19 protein-coding genes are annotated in these 21,243 nt (G+C 67.5%); all 19 read left to right on the top strand.

Features of this window, described 5'->3' with window-relative positions:
* The first annotated feature begins 19 nt into the window (after nucleotides 1–19).
* Nucleotides 20–445 carry a flagellar hook capping FlgD N-terminal domain-containing protein gene (locus ACUSIJ_RS06485; RefSeq protein ID WP_449307569.1) on the top strand — a complete coding sequence of 142 codons (426 nt, stop codon included), beginning with the start codon at nucleotides 20–22 and terminating at the stop codon, nucleotides 443–445.
* Nucleotides 446–579: 134 nt separating this feature from the next.
* On the top strand, nucleotides 580–849 hold the full coding sequence (gene fliQ, locus ACUSIJ_RS06480) for a flagellar biosynthesis protein FliQ (RefSeq protein WP_449307568.1): 270 nt from the start codon (nucleotides 580–582) through the stop codon (nucleotides 847–849).
* A gap of 118 nt (nucleotides 850–967) precedes the next feature.
* Nucleotides 968–3,058, top strand: a complete 2,091-nt coding sequence (gene flhA, locus ACUSIJ_RS06475; protein WP_449307567.1) for a flagellar biosynthesis protein FlhA — start codon at nucleotides 968–970, stop codon at nucleotides 3,056–3,058.
* Nucleotides 3,055–3,813, top strand: coding sequence for a flagellar biosynthetic protein FliR (locus ACUSIJ_RS06470; RefSeq protein WP_449307566.1), 759 nt, complete (start codon nucleotides 3,055–3,057; stop codon nucleotides 3,811–3,813). Before flhA ends, ACUSIJ_RS06470 begins: the two co-directional genes overlap by 4 nt.
* 6 nt (nucleotides 3,814–3,819) lie before the next feature.
* The gene (locus tag ACUSIJ_RS06465; protein WP_449307565.1) at nucleotides 3,820–4,218 is read left to right on the top strand and encodes a hypothetical protein; all 399 of its coding nucleotides are present in this window, start codon (nucleotides 3,820–3,822) and stop codon (nucleotides 4,216–4,218) included.
* A 73-nt stretch (nucleotides 4,219–4,291) separates the two neighbouring features.
* Complete coding sequence (locus ACUSIJ_RS06460) at nucleotides 4,292–4,915, top strand: rod-binding protein (RefSeq protein ID WP_449307564.1); 624 nt, start codon at nucleotides 4,292–4,294, stop codon at nucleotides 4,913–4,915.
* A 74-nt stretch (nucleotides 4,916–4,989) separates the two neighbouring features.
* A complete protein-coding gene (flgN, locus tag ACUSIJ_RS06455; protein ID WP_449307563.1) occupies nucleotides 4,990–5,448 on the top strand; it encodes a flagellar export chaperone FlgN in 459 nt (152 codons plus the stop codon).
* Entirely contained in the window at nucleotides 5,445–5,897 is a 453-nt protein-coding gene (locus ACUSIJ_RS06450; protein ID WP_449307562.1) for a hypothetical protein, read from the top strand. The genes flgN and ACUSIJ_RS06450 overlap by 4 nt, the downstream gene beginning before the upstream one ends.
* Before the next feature lie 209 nt (nucleotides 5,898–6,106).
* Nucleotides 6,107–8,836, top strand: a complete 2,730-nt coding sequence (locus tag ACUSIJ_RS06445) for a hybrid sensor histidine kinase/response regulator (protein WP_449307561.1) — start codon at nucleotides 6,107–6,109, stop codon at nucleotides 8,834–8,836.
* Nucleotides 8,833–9,309 carry a chemotaxis protein CheW gene (locus ACUSIJ_RS06440; protein WP_449307560.1) on the top strand — a complete coding sequence of 159 codons (477 nt, stop codon included), beginning with the start codon at nucleotides 8,833–8,835 and terminating at the stop codon, nucleotides 9,307–9,309. Before ACUSIJ_RS06445 ends, ACUSIJ_RS06440 begins: the two co-directional genes overlap by 4 nt.
* Before the next feature lie 62 nt (nucleotides 9,310–9,371).
* Complete coding sequence (gene cheB / locus ACUSIJ_RS06435; protein WP_449307559.1) at nucleotides 9,372–10,607, top strand: chemotaxis-specific protein-glutamate methyltransferase CheB; 1,236 nt, start codon at nucleotides 9,372–9,374, stop codon at nucleotides 10,605–10,607.
* Nucleotides 10,604–11,434: a CheR family methyltransferase gene (locus ACUSIJ_RS06430; RefSeq protein ID WP_449307558.1), complete on the top strand. Its 831-nt coding sequence runs from the start codon at nucleotides 10,604–10,606 to the stop codon at nucleotides 11,432–11,434. The genes cheB and ACUSIJ_RS06430 overlap by 4 nt, the downstream gene beginning before the upstream one ends.
* Nucleotides 11,435–11,655: 221 nt before the next feature.
* Nucleotides 11,656–13,026 carry an MBOAT family O-acyltransferase gene (locus tag ACUSIJ_RS06425; protein WP_449307557.1) on the top strand — a complete coding sequence of 457 codons (1,371 nt, stop codon included), beginning with the start codon at nucleotides 11,656–11,658 and terminating at the stop codon, nucleotides 13,024–13,026.
* Nucleotides 13,027–13,261: 235 nt separating this feature from the next.
* Nucleotides 13,262–14,293 (top strand): hypothetical protein, encoded by a 1,032-nt coding sequence (locus ACUSIJ_RS06420; protein WP_449307556.1) that lies wholly within the window; start codon nucleotides 13,262–13,264, stop codon nucleotides 14,291–14,293.
* 337 nt (nucleotides 14,294–14,630) lie between these two features.
* On the top strand, nucleotides 14,631–15,803 hold the full coding sequence (locus ACUSIJ_RS06415; RefSeq protein ID WP_449307555.1) for a phosphoserine transaminase: 1,173 nt from the start codon (nucleotides 14,631–14,633) through the stop codon (nucleotides 15,801–15,803).
* 142 nt (nucleotides 15,804–15,945) lie between these two features.
* Nucleotides 15,946–17,529, top strand: a complete 1,584-nt coding sequence (gene serA / locus ACUSIJ_RS06410; protein WP_449307554.1) for a phosphoglycerate dehydrogenase — start codon at nucleotides 15,946–15,948, stop codon at nucleotides 17,527–17,529.
* A 140-nt stretch (nucleotides 17,530–17,669) separates the two neighbouring features.
* On the top strand, nucleotides 17,670–18,962 hold the full coding sequence (locus ACUSIJ_RS06405) for an adenylosuccinate synthase (protein WP_449307553.1): 1,293 nt from the start codon (nucleotides 17,670–17,672) through the stop codon (nucleotides 18,960–18,962).
* Nucleotides 18,963–19,048: 86 nt separating this feature from the next.
* The gene (locus ACUSIJ_RS06400) at nucleotides 19,049–20,254 is read left to right on the top strand and encodes a hypothetical protein (protein ID WP_449307552.1); all 1,206 of its coding nucleotides are present in this window, start codon (nucleotides 19,049–19,051) and stop codon (nucleotides 20,252–20,254) included.
* Nucleotides 20,255–20,573: 319 nt separating this feature from the next.
* On the top strand, nucleotides 20,574–21,243 hold a 670-nt coding region (locus tag ACUSIJ_RS06395; protein ID WP_449307551.1), incomplete at its 3' end, for a hypothetical protein.

The raw sequence follows: 21,243 nt of genomic DNA, 5'->3' as shown, positions 1-21,243 counted from the left end.
TAGAGATGGAGATGGTGCGATGGTCTCGGTACCCGGTGTCGGACAGAATGCCACGACGAACAGGGGGGCGAAGAGCCAGACGACGCTCGACCACGAGGCGTTTCTGCGATTGTTCGTGGAGCAGTTGAAGAATCAGGACCCGACGGCGCCGCTCGACGCAACCCAATCCCTGGCGCAGCTCGCGACGTTCTCCCAGGTGGAGCAGAGCGTGGCCACGAACGAGAAGCTCGACTCGCTGCTGACGGCCCAATGGCTCTCCCTCGATGCGCTGCTGACGGCCCAATCGCTGTCCCAGGCCAACAGCCTGATCGGCCGCACGCTGACATCCGCTGATGGCACGGTGTCCGGCGAGGTCGTCTCGGTCCAGGTCGCGGAAGACGGAACGCACGCGACCCTTGCCGACGGCCAGACGGTCCTCGTGGGCATGGGCGTTACAGTATCGTAAGCCGGAAAGCCTGTTGAAAAGGGGCATCGCGGCTTGAGCACCGTGTCCGGCAGGCGCCATATCTGTCGCGACAGGGAGCTCGCCGCTCGTGTCGACTGTGTGCAGGCCGTTTGTGGCGAAAGGGGTGACGGGACATGAATGAGGCCGATGCGCTCGATCTCGTCCAATCCGCCATCTGGACGATTCTCGTCGCCGCCGGGCCGGCGGTCGCGGCGGCGATGGTGGTGGGGCTTATCATCGCGCTGTTTCAGGCGCTGACGCAAATTCAGGAAATGACGCTGACCTTCATTCCGAAGATCGTCGCCATCCTGGCGGTCACCGCCCTGACCGGGTCGTTCATGGGCGCGCGGATCTTCATGTTTACCGAGCAGGTCTACGGAAGGATCGTGACGGGCTTCGACTGAGCTTTGGAGCGCGTGCACGGGGCCTTGTTTCGTCGCTCGTCAAGTCGTCGGCCTTCGGCGAGGCCCGCGCGGCGCGTGAACGGTGCCGATGGTATCGGTGGGGAAATGATGGAACCGAATGGCTGAACTGTTCGTCAACAGCTTGAATGCGACCCAGGGCAAGAAGGGCCGGGACGTCACGTTCGCGATCGGCATCGTCGCGATCCTGCTCATCCTGTTCCTGCCGGTTCCGCCTTTTCTGATCGACGTGGGGCTGGCGCTGTCGATCGCGCTCTCCGTGCTGATCCTGATGGTGGCGCTGTGGATCCAGAAACCGCTGGAGTTCTCGTCGTTTCCGACCGTGCTGCTGATCGCGACCATCCTGCGGCTCGCGCTCAGCATTGCCACGACGCGCCTCATCCTGGCTGACGGCGACAAGGGCGTGACCGCGGCCGGCTACATCATCCACGGCTTTTCCAAGTTCGTGATGAGCGGCGATTTCGTCATCGGGCTCGTGGTGTTCCTGATCCTCATCACGGTGAACTTCCTCGTGATCACCAAGGGCGCGACGCGTATCGCGGAGGTCGGCGCGCGCTTCACCCTCGACGCCATTCCCGGCAAGCAGATGGCCATCGACGCGGACCTCTCGGCGGGCATGATCGACGACAAGGAGGCCCAGCGCCGCCGCCGCGAGCTGGAGGAGGAGAGCTCGTTCTTCGGCTCCATGGACGGCGCGTCGAAGTTCGTGCGCGGCGAGGCGGTCGCGAGCCTGATCATCACGGCGGTGAACATCTTCGGCGGCATCATCATCGGCGTCACCCGCCACGGCATGCCCTTGTCGCAGGCGGCGGACGTCTACACCAAGCTGACGGTGGGCGACGGCCTGGTGTCGCAGATCCCGGCGCTCATCGTGTCGCTGGCCGCGGGCCTGCTGGTGTCGAAGGGCGGTACGCAGGGATCGGCGGAGCAGGCGGTGCTCGGCCAGCTCAGCGCCTATCCCAAGGCGCTGTTCGTGGCGGCCGGGCTCATGGGCCTGATGGGGCTGACCCCCGGCCTGCCGGTGCTGCCGTTCGTCACGCTCGCGGGCATCATGGCCTTCGTCGGCTACATCATCCCCAAGCGCCGGGCGGAGCAGCAGGCGCGCGAGGAGATCGAGGCGCAGAACAAGCTGGCGCTGGAGAAGGTCGACACGCGCGAGGCGATCCGCGAGACGCTGAAGACGGCGGAGATCGAGCTGTGCATGGGGCGCCAGCTCTCGGTGCGTCTCAAGGCCAACCAGGGCGAGCTGATCCACCGCGTCTCGAAGATGCGCCGCAAGTTCGCCCAGCAATACGGCTTCATCGTGCCCGAGATCAAGCTGACGGACAGCCTGTCGACGCCGCCGAAAGCGTATCAGATCAAGATCCACGGCACGATCGTGACCACGCAGGAACTGCGGCTCAACGATTTTCTGGTCATCATCGGCGACGGCCGCAAGCCGGACATCGAGGGCGACGAGGTGCGGGAACCCGCCTTCGGCATGAAGGCGATGTGGATCAACGAGATCTACGCCAACGACGCCAAGCGGCTCGGCCTCGCGCCTATCGACAGCCTGTCGGTGCTGCTGACGCATCTTGGCGAGATCATCCGCAACAATCTGCCGCTGCTGCTGTCCTACAAGGACATGCGGATGCTGTTCTCGCAGCTCGATCCCGAATACAAGCGCCTGATCGACGACATCTGCCCGGCGCATATTTCGTATTCCGGATTGCAGGCGGTGCTGAAGCTGCTGCTGGCCGAACGCGTGTCGATCCGCAATCTCAACCTCATCCTGGAGGCGATCGCGGAGATCATTCCGCATGTGCGCAAGACCGAGCAGATCGTCGAGCATGTCCGGCTGCGCATGGCGCAGCAGATCTGCGGCGACCTGTCGGACGAGGGCGTGCTGCGCGTGCTGCGTCTTGGCAACCGCTGGGACCTCGTGTTCCACCAGAGCATCAAGCGCGACCAGCGCGGTGACGTGCTGGAGCTCGACATCGAGCCGAAGCTGGTGGAGGAGTTCAGCGCCGAGGCGTCGGTGGCGATCCGCAAGCATCTCGGCACCGGCAAGGCCTTCGTGCTCGTCGCGGCGCCCGACGCGCGGCCCTATGTGCGCATGATCATCGAGCGGATGTTCCCGGCGCTCGCCGTGCTGTCCCACGTCGAAATCGCCAGGGGGACGGAGATCGAGAATCTCGGAGCCATCTCTTGATTCCGGTCTCGGTGTCGGACGCGGTGATCGGCGCCATGCTGCTGATGTGCCGCATCGGCGGGTGCTTCATGCTGATGCCGGGGCTGTCCAACGCTTCCATCCCGGTGCGCATCCGGCTCTATGTCGCCCTCGCCGTGACGCTGACGCTCTATCCGCTGCTGTTCGACGCCGTTGCGCCGGTGTTTCAGGGGCAGTCGTTCTCGTTCCTGGTGCTGCTGCTGATATCGGAGGCGCTGTCGGGCATCTGGATTGGCTTTCTCGGCCGCCTGATGTTTCTGGCGCTGGAGACGCTTTCCGTGCTGATCGCCATGGCGCTCAACATCAGCAACCCCTCCGGCGTCTCCTTCGATCAGATGGAGCCGCTGCCGCCGGTGGCGGGCATCATCTCGCTCTCGGCGGCGATGCTGGTGTTCGCGGCGGATCTGCATTGGGAAATCCTGCGCGCGGTGAGGGCGTCCTACGCCAATCTGCCGCCGGGGCTGCTGTTTCAGGCGCGCCTGTCGCTCGTCGGGCTCGCGGACCAGTTCGCGGATTCGTTCCTGCTGGCGCTGCGCATCAGTGCGCCGATCGTCGTCTATTCGGTCATCGTCAACTTCACCATAGGTCTCGTGAACAAGTTCACGCCCCAGATCCAGGTGTATTTCATCTCCATTCCGTTCGTGATCGCGGGCGGCGTCATTCTGCTCTATTTCCTGGTCCAGGAGATGCTCAGCGAGTTCATGAAGGGATTTTCGCGCTGGCTGATATACGGGTGAGGCATCGTGAACGACCGGCTGAAGAAGATCGAACGCGTCGTCGAGGTCCAGCGCCAGTTGAAGCGCCTGAGCGAATGGAAGCTCGCCATCCTGCGCCGCGACGAGGCGGGCCTGCGCGCGGCGCAGGAACAGCTGATCGGCCATCTCAACGATGGATCGGTGCATCACGGGCTGTTCGTCGGCTCGATGGCGCGCCGCCTGTCGCGCCTGTCGCAGGAGGAGGAGGCGCTGCGCGAGACCGGCAAGGCGCTGCAGGAGCGGATCGTCGGCGAGTCGATGCGCCTCAAGCGCACGGAGCGGCTGGCCCGGACCATGGCGCGCGAGGCCGAGGCGCAGGACGAACGCACCGGCCTGGAGCACATCGTCGAGGCCGGCGCGGCGAAGAAAGGCGAAAGCCTCACGTAAGGTCGGCTGCCTATGATCGCAGGCGAATTCGCCCTGCGGGGCGTCATGAGCGAGGTGTCATGAGCGAGGTGTCATGGCTGTCAGCCTGCCTGCCGATATCGTGATGGACGTGGCGCGCGCCGCCGACCCCGCCCGGTTTCAGGCGGCGGTGGGCAGGCTGGAGAGCGGCGTCGACTATGCCGCCGTCGCGCGCGACGTGGCGCTTGCCTTCGCGTCCGACGGCCTCGGTGCCGCGGACGGGACGGAGCGCCCGCGCGGCGTGCATCTGCCGCTCGATGCCGAACGGGCGCGGCTGCGGCTTGACGGGCGGGACGGCTTTTCGGGCGCGACGGATGTCAGGCTCGCGGACGGACTGCTCAATGCCGACCGCCTGCGCGAGGGCAGCGCCTATGAGCAGTTCGAGGCGCTGACATTGCAGAAATTCGTCGAGGCGATCCTGCCGAAGCAAGGCGAGGCCTGGTTCGGCAGGGGATTTGCCGGTGACACGTGGAAGTCGTTCCTGGCGCAGCAGGTGGCCGCCGAACTGGCGCGCGCCGGCGGCATCGGCATCGCGCGCATGGTCGAGCGGGTCCATCCCGGTGACGGGCAGGCGCGGACCGCCGCCGATGCGCTGCGGTCCGCCAGCGGCGTCGGGGGCGGGGTCGCGGCGGCACACGGTCTCGCCCCGGGCGGTTCGATGCCGGCTGGTTCGGTGTGAAGACGGGGACGTTTGAGCGAAACGCATTCGGCGCCGGTCGCGGACCGGGGTCGATGGCATGATGGTGAGATGGCATGAGCGGCAGGAGCGAGGACACGGTGATCGACGGCGGCGCGGCGGAGCGTGGCCAGAGGAAGTCCGGCGGGGCGAGGACCGGCGGCGGCGCGCGCCGGGCGCTCGGGCAGGTGTTCACCCGGCTCGAGGCCGTTCTGGAGGCGGAACGCGACGCGCTGCAGCAGGGACGGATGGCCGATCTCGACGAGATCACCCGGCGCAAGAGCCAGTGCCTGCTCGACCTCACCCGCCTCTCGCGCGCGCTGAACGTGGAGGCGCTCGCCGCCGAGGAAGGCGGGGAGCCGTTCCTGCGCGAACTCGCCGGCGTCAAGGCGCGGCTCGCCGATAACGAGGCGATGCTCAGACGCTACGTGGAGGCGGCGCGCGAGGTGGCGTCGCTGGTGGCCGACGGCATGCGCGCGTCCGAGTCTGACGGCACCTATGCGGAGGCCGGTCCGTTTGGAAGATACGGCCGATGATCCGCCTCGTGCTTATCGGCCTCTGGGTCTGCATCGTGACGCTGATCTCCAGTTACAGCGCCGCGCAGTGGTCGTCGAGCCACGTGCCGGAGGAGCCGCAGTCAGCGTATCTGGTCGGGCTCGAGTTCCGCAAGCTGCGGCTGATCAACGTGCCGATCGTCGCCGACAACGAGGTCAAGGGCTACGTCGTGGCGCAGTTCGTCTACACCGCCGACGCGCGCACGGTGCGCGAGATATCGATCCCTCCCGAGCCGCTGATCATCGACCGCGCGTTCCGGCTGATCTACGACGACTCGGGCCGCAAGTTCGACGGCGTCAACAAGAAGGACATCGACAAGCTGACCGCCGACATCAAGGTGGCGGTCAACGAGGTCTTCGGGGCGGAGATCGTCAGGGACGTGCTGATCGAGGAATTCAACTACGTCGACAAGAAGGACATCATGCAATGACGCGCCCCCGGTCCGTCGCGGGCGGACCCGGCCATGGGCGGGCTCGCCGGGGATGAGGGTGAAAGACTGAGATCAAGGGGTTTTCAGGGCGATTCCCGGCCGGATGTCGTTGTTCGACCGGCGGGACGCTGCGGAGAAAGAATTGTGGAGCATGCGCCGGCCAGCGTCGCCGGCGGGTGCTCCGGCGTTGCGTTCCAGGAGAGGCCGATATGGATGACCTGCTGCAAGAGTTCCTGACGGAGACCAACGAAAGCCTCGATCTCGTCGACGCGGAGCTCGTCAAGTTCGAGCGCGATCCCAACAACGCCGACATTCTGGGCAACATTTTCCGGCTCGTGCACACCATCAAGGGAACCAGCGGCTTTCTCGGGCTGGCGCGGCTCGGGTCGGTGGCGCACGCCGCCGAAACGCTGATGGGGCGGTTCCGCGACGGCGCCCCCGTGAAGCCGGACGCCGTCGATCTGGTGATGCACTCGATCGACCGCATCAAGGCCATCGTCCACGATCTCGAAACCAACGACGGCGTCGAGGGCGAGGGCAGCGACGCCGACCTCATCGGCGCGCTGGAGGAGATGGCGGAAAAGGTGCTGCTGGTCGAGCCGGCGCCCGCCCCCGCACCGGCGCCCTTGAAGGCGGAAACGGATGCGGCGGCAGCCGAGGAGCTCGACGAACTCGAACGTCTGTTCCGGGAAACGCCCGTGGACCCGCGGCCGGCACGCGCCGCGCCAGCGACGGATGCGGGCAAGGGCGCGTCCGCCGCTGCTGCGTCCGCCGCCAAGCCGGCCTCCGGCGTGCCGGCGCGCGCCGAGCCGCCGCTCGCGTCGCGCGAAGCGCCGGCCTCGTCCGGCGACGATGCCGCATCGGCCGGCCGCGGTGGCGGTCCGGCGCAGTCGATCCGGGTCAATGTCGATACGCTCGAACAGTTGATGACGATGGTCTCCGAGCTGGTACTCACCCGCAACCAGCTCCTCGACCTGATGCGCCGGCACGAGGAATCGGAATTCAAGGTGCCGCTGCAGCGCCTGTCGCAGGTGACGGCGGAGCTGCAGGAAGCGGTGATGAAGACGCGCATGCAGCCCATCGGCAATGCGTGGCAGAAGCTGCCGCGCATCCTGCGCGACCTGTCGCGGGATCTCGGCAAGCCGATCGATCTGCAGATGCTGGGCGCCGATACGGAGCTCGACCGGCAGGTGCTCGAGATGATCAAGGACCCGCTGACGCACATGATCCGCAACTCGGCCGATCACGGGCTCGAGCCCCCGGCGGAGCGGCTGAAGGCCGGCAAGCGGGAGGTGGGCACCGTCCGCCTGTCGGCCTATCACGAGGGCGGCCACATCATCATCGAGGTCAGCGACGACGGGCGCGGCCTCAACACCGCCCGCATCCGCGAGAAGGCGATCAAGAACGGGCTGGTGTCCGAAATCGAGGCGGAGAAGCTGTCCGACGCCCAGGTGCACGCCTTCATCTTCCATCCCGGCTTTTCCACAGCCGAAGCCGTGACCAGCGTGTCGGGACGCGGCGTGGGCATGGACGTGGTGCGCACCAACATCGAGCTGATCGGCGGATCGGTCAACGTCGTGTCGCGGCCGGGGCAGGGGTCGACCTTCCTGATCAAGATCCCGCTGACGCTGGCCATCGTCTCGGCGCTGATCGTGGAAGCCGGCAGCGAGCGCTTCGCCATTCCCCAGCTCGCGGTGGTGGAGCTGGTGCGGGTGCAGAAAGGCAGCGAGCACCGCATCGAGCGCTTCAAGGACGCGCCGGTGCTGCGGCTGCGGGACAGGCTGCTGCCGATCATCTATCTCGACCAGCTGCTCGGCATCGGCGATCAGGCGCAGGCGGGGCAGGGCGCCGGCGGCGCGCGCGACAGCTTCGTCGTGGTCATGCAGGTCGGCAACCGCGCGTTCGGCATCGGCGTTGACAACGTGCTGCATACCGAGGAGATCGTGATCAAGCCGGTATCGTCGATCCTGCGGCACGTGTCGATGTTCTCCGGCACGACCATTCTGGGCGACGGCAGCGTCATCATGATCATCGACCCCAACAGCGTGGCGCAGGCGATCGCCGTCGGCCTCACCTCCGCCGCGGCGCAGGAGGAGGCGCAGACGGCGGTCACGTCGGCGGCCGGGCAGGGCATGTCGCTGATCGTGTTCCGCGCCGGCACGGCCGAGCCGAAGGCCGTGCCGCTGTCGCTCGTGACCCGCCTCGAAGTGTTCGACGCCGACCGCATCGAGCGCGTCACCGGCCACGATCTCGTGCAATATCGCGGCTCGCTGATGCCGCTGGTCTATGTCGACGAATCCTCGCGCCACAACGGCCAGAAGGAGCGTCCGCTGCTCGTGTTCACCGATCAGGGCCGCGCCATCGGGTTCGTGGTGGACGAGATCGTCGACATCGTCGACGAGGACTTCACCATCGAGTTCGGCTCCGGCGCGCCGGGGGTCGTCGGCACGGCCGTCGTCAGGGGCAAGGCGACGGAGATCCTGGACATCGGCCATTTCCTGCCCTCGACCTTCGCCGCCGTCACGACCCAGCGCGCCGCCATCACCGGCGCGCGGCGCCCGCGCCTGCTGCTCGTCGACGACAGCGCGTTCTTCCGCAACATGCTCGCGCCTGTGCTCGGCGCCGCCGGCTACGACGTGACCGCGTGCGGCAGCGTGCCGGAGGCCTACACGCATCTCGACGCCGGCGCGCGGTTCGATGTCGTGGTGAGCGACATCGACATGCCGGAGGTCGACGGCTTCACCTTCGCCGAGCAGCTGCGCGCCAATCCCGATACCGCCGGCTGGCCGGTGGTGGCTCTCTCCGGCCTCGGCACGCCGGAGGCCATCGAGCGCGGCCGCCAGGCGGGTTTCACGGACTACATCGCGAAGTTCGACAAGGCCGGGTTGCTGGCCGCCCTGGAGGAGTTCACCGTGCACCGCAACGGAGTCCTGTCATGAGCACCCAGCTCGCAACGGTGCGCGACGACGCGCAGATCCAGTTCGTGACGATCCGCATCGCCGGCCAGCTGTTCGGGCTGCCGATCTGGGCCGTGCACGACGTCTTCGTGCCCCAGCGCATCACGCCGGTGCCGCTGGCGCCTGCCGAGATCGACGGTGTGCTCAACCTGCGCGGGCGGATCGTGACCGCGGTCAACATGCGCCGGCGCCTGGGTTTTCCGCCGCGCGGCGCGGAGGGGCGCGTGATCGCGGTGGGGGTCGATTATCAGGGCGAGACCTACGGCCTGCTGGTCGACGAGGTCGGCGAGGTGCTGACCCTCGACAAGGCACGCCTCGCCGCCAAGCCGCCCAATCTCGATCCGCGCTGGGGCGCCATGACGGACGGCGTCTTCTCGCTCGATGCCGAACTGATGGCGGTGCTCGACGTCGAGGCCGTGCTGGCCAACATCAAGGAGGACCACGCCTCCGCCTGATCCGGAGAGGTTGCGCGAGGGGCGGGGCGTGCGGGGGCGTGTCGGCGGTTTGGGGGTTCTGAATGGCTGGCAGGCCAGATGATATTCGGGTGATGGTGGTCGACGATTCGGCGGTCATTCGCGGACTGACCGCGCGCTGGCTCGGCGAGGTGCCGGGCATCGAGGTCGTCGCCGTCCACGCCAACGGCAGGATGGCCGTCGAGGACGTGACCGCCTCGCAGCCCGACGTCGTCATCCTCGACATCGAGATGCCGGAGATGGACGGCCTCACGGCCCTGCCGTTGCTGCTGCAGCGCCGTCCCGGGCTCGTCGTGCTCGTGTCGTCGACGCTCTCGCGCCGGGGGGCGGAAATCAGCCTGCGTGCCCTCACGCTCGGCGCGGCGGACTGCATCGCCAAGCCCGACGGCAGCGGCCGCATCGCCAGTGCCGCCGATTATCGCCGGGAGCTGGTGGAACTCGTCGCCCAGCTCGGCGGGCAGGCGAAGCGCCGCCGCGCCGCCGTCCCGGCCGCGCCACCCGCATCCGCCGCGCCCGCGCCGGAGCCGCGCCGGGAGGCCGCTTTCCCGCCGGCGAGGGCCGATGCGCCGGCCCGGGATGTCCAGGCCGGCCGATCGTCCGACGCGCGCCCCGCGCCGGCGAAGCGGCCGGCGGGCAACGGGCCGCCGCTGCGGCCCTTCTCCAGCGTGCCGCCGCTGCGGCCCTTCTCCAGCGTGCCGCCGCGCGTGCTGGCGCTCGGCAGCTCGACTGGCGGCCCGCAGGCGCTGGTGCAGGTGCTGACCGCGTGCAAGGACGCGCTGGTGCGGGTGCCGGTGCTGATCGTGCAGCATATGCCGCCGACCTTCACCGCGCTGCTCGCCGAACAGCTCGGCCGCGCCACGGGGCTGCCGTCCGCCGAGGCGAAGGACGGCGAGGAAGTCCTGGCCGGGCACATCTATGTCGCCCCGGGCGGGCTGCATCTCGTCATCGAGAAGGAGGAGCGCAGCGTCGTGACGCGGCTGCGTGACACGCCGCCCGAGCATTTCTGCCGCCCGGCGGTGGATCCGCTGTTCCGTTCCGTGGCGCAGGTGTTCGGCGCGGCGAGCCTCGCGGTGGTGCTCACCGGCATGGGCAACGACGGCAGCCTCGGCGCGAGCGCCATCAGCGGCGGCGGCGGCAGCGTCGTCATCCAGGACGAGGAGACGAGCGTCGTCTGGGGCATGCCGGGGGCGGTGAGGGCGGCGGGCGCGGCGGCGGCGGTGCTGCCGCTGGCGCGGATCGGCCTCAAGCTCGGCGAACTGTTGCGTGGAAGCGGCCGATGAAGGACGACGACTATACCTTTGTCGCCCGTCTGGTGAAGGAGAAGTCCGGCCTCGTGCTGCCCGGCGACAAGCACTATCTCGTCGAAAGCCGGCTGTCGCCGGTGGCGCGCGAGGCGGGCAATTCGGGGCTCGCCGATTTCATCACCCGGCTGCGCCGGCCGGAGGCGATGGCGCTGCGCGAGGCGGTGGTGGAGGCGATGACCACCAACGAGTCGCTGTTCTTCCGCGACAGGGTGCCGTTCGAGCATTTCTCCCAGGTCATGATGCCGCACCTTCTGGCCGCGCGGGCGTCGACCCGGCATCTGCGCATCTGGTCCGCGGCGGCGTCGACCGGGCAGGAACCCTATTCGCTGGCCATGTGCCTGCAGGAAATGGCGCCGCGCATCGCCGGCTGGCGCATCGAGATCCTGGGCACCGACATCTCGGCGCAGGCGTTGGACCGGGCGAGGGCGGGGTGTTACACGCCGTTCGAGGTCCAGCGCGGCCTGCCGCAGAACCTGCTGGCGAAATACTTCATCCGCAGGACGGACGAGACCGGCGAGCGTTGGGAAATCTCGCCCGCCATCCGCGCAATGGTGACCTACCGCAAGTTCAATCTGCTCGATCCGTTCGCCTCGCTCGGCCGGTTCGACATCGTGTTCTGCCGCAACGTGCTGATCTATTTCGATCCGGGGACGAAGACCGACGTGCTCGGCCGGATCGCCCGCATTCTCGCGCCGGACGGGTTCATGATGCTCGGCGCGGCGGAGACCATCGTCGGCCTGACGGATGCCTTCCAGGCCGTGCCGGAACGCAGGGGGCTGTACCGGCTCTCCACCCAGCCATGAGCCGATTTCACGAAGCCGGCTCGTGCCTTGTAACTTTCTGATGTCGATCGGAAAGCGCCCCGTGCCGAGGGCCGCTGAACCCGCCCTGCCGCGCCCGCCGTTCACCATCCGCTTGCCATGATGTGAGCGTGATGCGTTTCCCCGCCGGCGCGGGGTTTATTCCCGGCTGCAGATCGCCTATGGAGTGGCAGAATTCAGATTCACTCCAATCAGCCCGCCGCATGCTTTTCAACTCGTTTGCCTTTCTGCTCGCGTTCCTGCCCTGCGCCCTCGCTCTGCATTTCGCGGCGGAGCGCTACGCGCCGCAGTGGCGGCTGCCGCTGCTGGCGGTGCTGTCGTTCGCGTTCTACGGGTATTGGGACTGGCGTTTCCTGCCGCTGCTCGGCATCTCGATCCTCGTCAACTGGTGGGTCGCGCACGCGTTCGGGCATCTCGGGCGCCGCGCGCTGATCTGGGGCGCCATCGCCGTCAACCTGCTGGTGCTCGGCGTGTTCAAGTACACCGATTTCGTGCTGGGGCTCGCGGCGGATCTGACGGGCGAGCCGCTCACGCCGCTCGCGCTGGCGCTGCCGCTCGGCATCTCGTTCTTCACCTTCCACCACATCATGTATCTGACGGACCTGAAGGCCAGGCGCGCGCCGCAGCTCGGGCTGCTGCGCTATACGCTCTACATCGCCTTCTTCCCGCAGGTGCTGGCCGGGCCGCTGGTGCGCTGGAGCGAGATCGTGCACCAGTTCGACGAGCGCCCCTACCAGCGTCCGGACGCCGCCGAGCGCTTCGCGCGCGGCCTGATGCTGCTGACCATCGGTCTCGTCAAGAAGGTGTTCATCGGCGATCCGCTGTCGGTCTACGTCAACCCGGCCTACGAGGCGGCGGCGAACGGGGCGGTGAGCACCGCGGCGGCGTGGCAGGCGACGCTGGCGTTTCCGTTCCAGATCTATTTCGACTTCTCGGGCTACACCGACATGGCGCTCGGCATCGCGCTCATGTTCGGCATCGTGCTGCCGCAGAACTTCGAGACGCCCTATCGCGCCACCTCCCTGCAGGACTTCTGGCGGCGCTGGCACATGACGCTGTCGCGCTTCCTGCGCGACTATCTCTATGTCGGCATGGGCGGCAACCGGCACGGGCTTGCGGTGCAGCTCTTCGCGCTGTTCATGACCATGGCGCTCGGCGGGCTCTGGCACGGCGCGGGCCTGACCTTCATCGTCTGGGGCATGGCGCACGGCGTGGGCCTTGCGACGGGGGCGCTGTGGCGCAGGGCCGGGCTGCCGATGCCGCCCGTCGTCGGCTGGGCGCTGACGTTCGCGTTCCTGGCGCTGACCTTCATTCTGTTCCGCGCGCCCACCTTCGAGGTGGCCGGAACGATGTTCGAGGCGCTCTTCGGCTCCGGCGTCGCGGGAGAGCCCTTCAAGTGGCGCACCGTCGCGCTGGCGGCTCTCGTCGCGCTGGTCGGGCCGACGGCCTGGACCTTCACCCAGCGCCTGCCGCCGGCGCGGTGGGTCGCGGTGCTGACGGCGGTCGTCTTCGTGATCGTCCTGTTCAAGATCGGCGATGACGCGAACTACGAGTTCATCTATTTCCAGTTCTGAGGCTGGAGGCTGTCAGTGACCATGGATGGGGTCTGGATGAGGTCAAACTGTCCGAATGCAAGGAGCATTGCGCAGCCGATACTTGTGTATCGGCAAGCGATGCAACGCTGCAGTCGGCCAGTGTCACCTCACCGCCAGTCCGTTTCATTGGAAGCGCCGACGTCCAGACCTCATCCATGGTCACTAACAGCCTCTGGGTCGTGCTAGGATTTCGGGGCGACACGGGACAAACGGCTTGCAGCAGGATTTGCAGCAGGAGGAGCGGGGCATGGAATCGGCGGCGCGCGGGCGTTGGCGGGCGTTCGCCGTGACGCTCGTGGCCACGGTCATGGTGCTGTTCCCGGCGCTGACGCTGGGGCTCTATCTGCTCGACCCTTACGGATCGGGGCGGGTGCGGCTCATCGATCCGCCGGGCGTGCGGGCGCAGGGCACCCGCACCGAGCACGCGAGCCGCGCGCGCGATCCGGCGTTCGATTCCATCATCATCGGCAATTCGCGCATGCAGGCGCTCAATCCCGAGCGGCTGACGGCGCTGACGGGCGCGCGTTTCGCCTCGCTCACCGTGCCGGGCACGCGCCCGAAGGAGCAACTGACGCTGCTCGACTGGTTCCTTCGCCATCGCGAGACGCCGCCCGCGGCGCTCGTCATCGGCACGGACATCTTCTGGTGCCACGGCGGCGAGAGCGCGTTCGCCACCGTCAATCCGTTCCCGTTCTGGCTCTACGAGAACGACACGCTCGCCTATCTGCGCGGGCTGGCGCGCTTCACCGTGCTGCAGGAAGGCTTCCGCCGCATCGAATATGTTGCGGGAGGCCGCGAACGCGCCCGGCCGGACGGCTATTGGGACTATGACCCGATCTACGAGTCGCACGGCTTCGAGGGCGAGGAGAGGCGCGCGCTGCTGATGGAGTACAAGCCCGAGGACGTCGTGAACGAGACCGGCGTGTTTCCGGCGCTCGACGCGCTGGGCGCGATGCTCGGGGCGCTGCCGCAGGAGACCGTGGTCGCCCTCATGGAGCCGCCTGCCTTCGTCACCGGCCAGCCACGCCCGGACACGCCGGAGGGACGGACCGACGAGGCCTGCCACCAGGCCCTGTCGGCGCTGGCCGAGGCGCGCCCGCGCACCTTCGTCATCGACTGGCGGGGAGAACGGCCCGAAACCGGCAATCCGGACGACTACTTCGACCAGATCCATTACAAGGGCAAGCTGGCGCGCCTGCTGGAGGACCAGCTCGCGGCGCGCATCCGGTCGCTTCTGACGGAATAGAGCGGCGGCTTCGAACTAAATCGTTCCGCCGCTCTATCCATTTGTTTACGCATCAAGTTCTTCCGAAAAGTGCACACACTTTTCAGCTTGATGCTATAGCGTGGCGTGCAGAAAAGTGGGCACCACTTTTCGTCGACAAAGCCGCGCAAACTCAAGAATCTGCAATGCACGTTCCGATGGAATCGGAACGTGCATTGCAGACACATCGGCGAAAAAATCATGCGGACAGGCGGTTTGTCGGGTCCCGCCGCTTGCGTGCCGCCGGCAAGTCCTGTATCCCCATGCGCGGGACACTTCCCCCCAACGGGAAGCGCCCATCTGAGAGGATGGATACAACATGACAGATATTGCAAAGCCCGTCGCGCGGCCGGTCAATCCCGCGTTCTCTTCCGGTCCGACGGCGAAGCGCCCCGGCTGGAGCGTCGAGGCGCTGAAGGACGCGGCGGTCGGCCGCTCGCACCGCGCCAAGATCGGCAAGGCCAAGCTCACGCTGGCGATCGATCTCACCCGTGACATTCTGCAGGTTCCGGCCGATTACCGCATCGGCATCCTGCCCGCATCCGACACCGGCGCGGTGGAGGCCGTGCTGTGGTCGACGCTCGGCGCGCGCGGCGTCGACCTGCTCGCCTGGGAGTCCTTCGGCGAGGGCTGGGTCACCGACGTCGTCAAGCAGCTGAAGATCGCGGACGCGCGCGTCATCGGCGCGCCCTACGGCGAACTGCCCGATCTGGCGCAGGTGGACGCGAGGACGCGCGACGTGGTGCTGACGTGGAACGGCACGACCTCCGGCGTCAAGGTGCCGGACGCCGACTGGATCCCCGACGACCGCGAGGGGCTCATCATCAACGACGCCACCTCCGCCGCCTTCGCCCAGCCGCTGGACTGGAAGAAGTTCGACGTCGTCACCTTCTCGTGGCAGAAGGTGCTGGGCGGCGAGGGCGGGCACGGCATCGTCATCCTGTCGCCGCGCGCGGTGGAGCGGCTCGAGACCTACAAGCCCGCCTGGCCGCTGCCGAAGATCTTCCGCCTCACCAAGGGCGGCAAGCTGATCGAGGGCATCTTCGTCGGCGAGACCATCAACACGCCCTCGCTCCTCGCCACCGAGGACTATCTCGACGCGCTGCAATGGGCGCAGTCCGTCGGCGGCATTGACGGGCTGATCGCCCGCGCCGACGCCAACGCCAAGGTGCTCTACGACTGGGTGGAGCGCACACCGTGGGTCGCGCCGCTGGCCAAGGACCCGGCGACCCGCTCGAACACCTCCGTGTGCCTGTCGATCGTCGATGCGGACGTCGTGGCGAAGGGGCCGGAGGCGGTCGCCACGGTTGCCAAGGGCATCGTCGCGGTGCTCGACAAGGAAGGCGTCGCCTATGACATCGGCGCCTACCGCGACGCGCCGGCGGGTCTGCGCATCTGGGCCGGCGCGACGGTCGAGCGCGCCGATCTGGAGGCGCTGACGGCGTGGCTCGACTGGGCCTTCGCCACCGAGAAGGCGAAGCTTGCCGGCTGATACGGCAGTTCCCAGTTCGATGTATCGGGAGGCGCGGCCGCGCCGGGCCTCCGTTCCCGCCCCAGATCGTCATCACGGGTGAGAGGTGTTGCCCGCCCGCACATAAGGCCCCGATAGAAGGCCACGTAGAAAGGCTCATGCCATGACCGCTCCCAAAGTGCTCATCTCCGACAAGCTGTCGGACGCTGCCGTCCAGATTTTCAGGGACAACGGCGTCGACGTCGATTTCCGCCCCGGCATCGACAAGGACGAACTCGAAAGCATCATCGGTGAATACGATGGTCTCGCCATCCGCTCCGCCACCAAGGTCACGGCGAAGCTTCTGGAGAAGGCCACCCGCCTCAAGGTGATCGGGCGCGCCGGTATCGGCGTCGACAATGTCGACGTGCCGGCGGCGACCGCGCGCGGCATCATCGTGATGAACACGCCCTTCGGCAATTCCATTACCACGGCCGAGCACGCCATCGCGCTCACCTTCGCGCTGGCGCGCGAGATCCCGGCCGCCGACACCTCGACGCAGGCCGGCAAGTGGGAGAAGAACCGCTTCATGGGCGTGGAGCTCACCGGCAAGACCTTCGGCATCATCGGCTGCGGCAACATCGGCTCCATCGTGGCCGAGCGGGCGGTGGGCCTCAGGATGCGCGTCATCGCCTATGATCCGTTCCTGTCGCCCGAGCGGGCGCTAGATCTCGGCGTCGAGAAGGTCGAGCTCGACGACCTGCTGGCGCGCGCCGACTTCATCACCCTGCACACGCCGCTGACCGAGAAGACGAAGAACATCCTCTCGGCCGAGAACATCGCCAAGGCGAAGAAGGGCGTGCGCATCATCAACTGCGCCCGCGGCGGGCTCGTGGACGAGGTGGCGCTGCGCGCCGCCCTCGACAGCGGCCACGTGGCGGGCGCGGCCTTCGACGTGTTCACCGTGGAGCCGGCGAAGGAGAATCCGCTGTTCGGCCACCCGAACGTCGTCGCCACGCCGCACCTGGGGGCGGCCACCACGGAGGCGCAGGAGAACGTGGCGCTGCAGGTCGCGGAGCAGATCTCCGACTACCTGCTGCGCGGCGCGATCACCAACGCCATCAACTTCCCCTCCATCACGGCCGAGGAAGCGCCGAAGCTGCGCCCGTTCATCGAGCTCGCCGAAAAGCTCGGCTCCTTCGCCGGCCAGCTCACGGAGAGCGGTCTCAAGACCGTGCGCATCACCTATGAGGGCTCTGTCGCCCATCTGAAGGTCAAGGCGCTGACCTCGGCGGCGGTCGCGGGCCTGCTGCGCCCCATTCTGACGGACGTCAACGTGGTGTCGGCCCCGGCCATCGCCCGCGAGCGGGGGATCGTCATCGAGGAGACGACGCGCGAGGCGCAGGGCGACTACGACGCGCTGATCACGCTCACCGTCATCACGGATCAGTACGAGCGCTCGGTGGTCGGCACGGTGTTCGCGGATGGCAGGCCGCGCATCGTCGGCATCAAGGGCATCAAGGTGGACGCGGAATTCGCGCCCTCCATGATCTATGTCTCGAACGAGGACAAGCCCGGCTTCATCGGCCGCTTCGCCACGACGCTGGGTGACGCCGGCATCAACATCGCCACCTTCGCGCTCGGCCGGGACGCCGAGGGCGGTTCGGCGGTGGCGCTGGTGCAGGTCGACGGCAAGGTGCCGCAGCCGGTGCTCGACGCGGTGCATACCATTCCGGGTGTCAAGCACGCGCACCAGTTGACGTTCTGAACGGGCGCGCCCGGCTCGGGGCTTGACCTTGCGGGCGCGATCTTTCATGACGTATACGAGAGCCCCGGCCCAAGAGTGCTTCTCTTGCGCCGGGGTTTGCTTTGCTGGCGGGCCGCAGGCTCGCGAAGGGGAGGCGGAAAATGGCGAACGTCGTCGTGGTCGGCGCCCAGTGGGGCGACGAGGGCAAGGGCAAGATAGTCGACTGGCTGTCGGAACAGGCCGATGTGGTGGTGCGCTTTCAGGGCGGGCACAATGCCGGTCACACGCTTGTCATCGGCGAGGAGACCTACAAGCTGTCGCTGCTGCCTTCGGGCGTGGTGCGGCCGGGCAAGCGCGGCGTCATCGGCAACGGCGTCGTGCTCGACCCCCAGGCGCTCGTCGACGAGATCGAGCGGCTCAGCGCGCAGGGCGTGGCGATCACCGCCGACAATCTGCGCATTGCCGAGAACGTGTCGCTCATCCTGCCGCTGCACCGCGAGCTCGATTCGCTGCGCGAGAGCTCGAACGCCGGCACGCGCATCGGCACCACGCGGCGTGGCATCGGCCCGGCCTATGAGGACAAGGCCGGCCGGCGCGCCATCCGGCTTGCCGATCTCGCGGACCCGGATTCGCTGCCGGGCAAGGTGGAGCGGCTGCTGTCGCATCACAATGCGCTGCGGCGCGGCTTCCAGCTGCCCGAGTACGACGCCGGGGCCATCGTCGCCGAACTGCTCGCGCTGGCGCCCAAGGTGCTGCCCTACATGGACACGACCTGGCGCACGCTCGACAACGACCGGCGCGCGGGCAAGCGCATCCTGTTCGAGGGGGCGCAGGGCGCGCTGCTCGATGTCGACCACGGCACCTATCCCTTCGTCACCTCCTCGCACACGGTGGCGGGGCAGGCCGCGGCCGGTTCCGGCCTCGGACCGGGGGCTATCGGCTACGTGCTCGGCATCGCCAAGGCCTATACGACGCGCGTCGGCGAGGGACCGTTCCCGACCGAGCTCTTCGACGAGACCGGCGAGCTGATCGGCCAGCGCGGGCGCGAGTTCGGCGTCGTGACGGGCCGCAAGCGCCGTTGCGGCTGGTTCGATGCCACGCTGGTGCGCCAGACCGTCAGCACCTCGGGCATCAACGGCATCGCGCTCACCAAGCTCGACATTCTCGACGGATTCGAGGAGATCAGCATCGGCGTCGGCTACGAGCTCGACGGGCGCATCATCGACTATCTGCCGGCGAATCAGGCGCTGCAGGCGCGGGTCAAACCGGTCTACGAGACCATCGAGGGCTGGTCGGCATCCACCGCCGGCGCACGATCCTGGGCCGATCTGCCGGCCGAGGCCATCAAATATGTGCGTCGTATCGAGGAATTGATCGGAGCACCGGTTGCGCTTCTTTCAACCAGCCCCGAACGCGACGATACTATCCTCGTGCACAATCCCTTCGAAGGTTGACGGCTGCCCTTGGAAGGTTGAAGGCTGCCGCATGGCGGCCGGGATATCGGGACAGATGAGGCCGCCCGCGAGGCGGTTGAGAGCTGATGACGAATTTGTATGACTTGCTGAATCGGGCGATCGATAGCCAGCCGGACACGCCCGAGGCGCGGCTTGCGGTTTATAATCATATTCGCAGTCTCTACGAACGCAGGCGCGAGGCCATCGATCCGACGCTGCCCGAGGCCGAGGTCCTCGAGGAGCAGGCACGGCTGATGCGCGAGCAGGCGTCGCTGGAAACCGTCATCGCCCGTATCGAGGCGGAGCGCTCGGGCGCGCCCCTCCCGAGCGGGGAACTGCTGTCGTTCGACCGTTTCGCAGCGGATGAAACGCCCGCCTCCGAGGCGGATGACGGGGCGCAGGCCGCGGCAGCGCAAGCGGCGGCGACGGATGCGGGGCGGGGACGTCCCCGCGTTGCCGCGCGCCGGGAGCCGCGGGAGGGGGCATCCTCGCGCCGCGGCATCGCCATCGCCGTTATCGCGCTGGTTCTCGCCGGCATCGGCGGCGCTGCCTGGTGGCTGCGGGCGGATGCGCCCCCGCCGGCCGAGGAGGAGTCCGTCGTGGTCGCCGAAGCGCAGACGGAGGACGACAGCAAGATCACCGACCGCGTCAACGGCGCGCCGCCGGACGACGAGCCGGCGCAGCAGGGAGACGTCACGCCCGCGGCCGAGCCGGCCGCGCAACCGCTGCAGCAGACGACGTCCGGCGCCGGCGGCCAGGCCGAGGTCATCGCCCAGCGTGCCTTCCTGTTCGAGCTCGACGACCAGAATCCCGAGCAGCCGAACATCACCTCCGGCCAGGTCGTATGGCGCCTGGAAGGGAAGGGCTCGCGGTCGGCCGTGCTGTATACGGATGTCACGCTGCCGGAGGCCGGCCTGTCGTTCTCGCTGGTGATCCGGCCCAACGACGACGCGTCGCTGCCGGCATCGCACACCATCGAGGTCACCTTCATCAACGCGGCGGACAAGCCGGAGCGGGTGGTGCGCGACATGGCCATTCCGCAGCTGCGCATCGACAAGGAGCCCCGGGGCGTGGCGCTGGTCGGCCTCACCATACCCGTGGCCGACAACATCTTCCTGGTCGGCCTGTCCAACCTGCCGTCCGACGTCGACCGCAACTACAACCTGCTGCGGGAACGCGACTGGGTCGACCTGCCGGTGCGCTTCGCCGATGGCGGTATCGGCACGATCACCTTCGCCAAGGGCTCGGTGGGGCGTCAGATCATCACCGACGCCATCGATAGCTGGCGCTGAAAGCCTCGCCACCATTCGACCCGGATCGCGTTCACTTCGATTGAAGCCGGATCTTTCCCCGGAGGCGGCATGCGCTTTCGGAGGCGGGCATAGCCCGCATATCCGCATGCGCGTCCGCCCTTGGACGCGCCGCCGGTCATAATTTGCGTCCCACCGGTTTCCACGGCGCACAATCGACGAAAATGAACCCCTGAAGAAAGATACGCGTCATGTCGCCCAAATCACGGGCGGCATATGGACAAATATGTCGCAAAGAGATATAAACTATTCCCAGACTATGAGGATAGTAACTCGACTGTTGTCTGACGCAGGGGTCGCCGTGAATAATTTGTCCGTCAGTCTCACTCTCAGGATCGTTATTGGCGCTCTTGTTGCCGCAAGCTTCGTTCAACTGATGCTCGACGCCAGATCGTCGTGGGAACAGGCTGCCGATCAGGCCCGCATCGAATCGGCTACCCGCGTCACGTCGCATCTGTTCGACGCCCTGCACAATCTGCGCGTGGACTCCGCCAACGTAAGCCAGGCTCTCGCGAGCAACGACGATCCGTCGGGTCATCTCGAACTGATCCGGGCCGCCCGCGCTGTCGAAATGCCGGCGATCGAACGGGCGATCGCCATCCTGCAGACGGCGGATCTGCCGGGAGGTGGCGGATTGGCCGCCAACCTGATGGCGGCGTACAGCGACCTCAAGGAACAGCAGGAGCGGACGTCGGAAGCTTTCCACAAGCCTCGCGCCGCCCGGCCGGCGGATCTTGCCGCCCAATACACCGCGACGACCGCGGCCATGATCGATGCGCTGAGCGCGACATCCCTCCAGCTCACACACAGCGTCCGCCTGCTGGACGGTTTCACGGATCGTATGCTCGACATCAAGTCGCTCGCCTGGATAGCGCGCGCCGCCGCAGGGGATGCTACCCTCGTCGCCCTGGACGTATTTGTTGGGGGGGGGGGGGGGGGGGGGGGGGGGGGGGGGGGGGGGGGGGGGGGGG

It is taken from the genome of Pseudochelatococcus sp. B33 (assembly GCF_053570585.1).
The sequence above is the reverse complement of the archived record's forward strand: the minus strand, read 5'-3'. Positions and strand labels throughout refer to the sequence as shown.

Coding starts and splice junctions, on each gene's coding strand:
- ACUSIJ_RS06485 (WP_449307569.1), top strand. CDS start 20: ATGGTCTCGGTACCCGGTGTCGGACAGAATGCCACGACGAACAGGGGG.
- fliQ (WP_449307568.1), top strand. CDS start 580: ATGAATGAGGCCGATGCGCTCGATCTCGTCCAATCCGCCATCTGGACG.
- flhA (WP_449307567.1), top strand. CDS start 968: ATGGCTGAACTGTTCGTCAACAGCTTGAATGCGACCCAGGGCAAGAAG.
- ACUSIJ_RS06460 (WP_449307564.1), top strand. CDS start 4,292: ATGGCTGTCAGCCTGCCTGCCGATATCGTGATGGACGTGGCGCGCGCC.
- flgN (WP_449307563.1), top strand. CDS start 4,990: ATGAGCGGCAGGAGCGAGGACACGGTGATCGACGGCGGCGCGGCGGAG.
- ACUSIJ_RS06450 (WP_449307562.1), top strand. CDS start 5,445: ATGATCCGCCTCGTGCTTATCGGCCTCTGGGTCTGCATCGTGACGCTG.
- ACUSIJ_RS06445 (WP_449307561.1), top strand. CDS start 6,107: ATGGATGACCTGCTGCAAGAGTTCCTGACGGAGACCAACGAAAGCCTC.
- ACUSIJ_RS06440 (WP_449307560.1), top strand. CDS start 8,833: ATGAGCACCCAGCTCGCAACGGTGCGCGACGACGCGCAGATCCAGTTC.
- cheB (WP_449307559.1), top strand. CDS start 9,372: ATGGCTGGCAGGCCAGATGATATTCGGGTGATGGTGGTCGACGATTCG.
- ACUSIJ_RS06430 (WP_449307558.1), top strand. CDS start 10,604: ATGAAGGACGACGACTATACCTTTGTCGCCCGTCTGGTGAAGGAGAAG.
- ACUSIJ_RS06425 (WP_449307557.1), top strand. CDS start 11,656: ATGCTTTTCAACTCGTTTGCCTTTCTGCTCGCGTTCCTGCCCTGCGCC.
- ACUSIJ_RS06415 (WP_449307555.1), top strand. CDS start 14,631: ATGACAGATATTGCAAAGCCCGTCGCGCGGCCGGTCAATCCCGCGTTC.
- serA (WP_449307554.1), top strand. CDS start 15,946: ATGACCGCTCCCAAAGTGCTCATCTCCGACAAGCTGTCGGACGCTGCC.
- ACUSIJ_RS06405 (WP_449307553.1), top strand. CDS start 17,670: ATGGCGAACGTCGTCGTGGTCGGCGCCCAGTGGGGCGACGAGGGCAAG.
- ACUSIJ_RS06400 (WP_449307552.1), top strand. CDS start 19,049: ATGACGAATTTGTATGACTTGCTGAATCGGGCGATCGATAGCCAGCCG.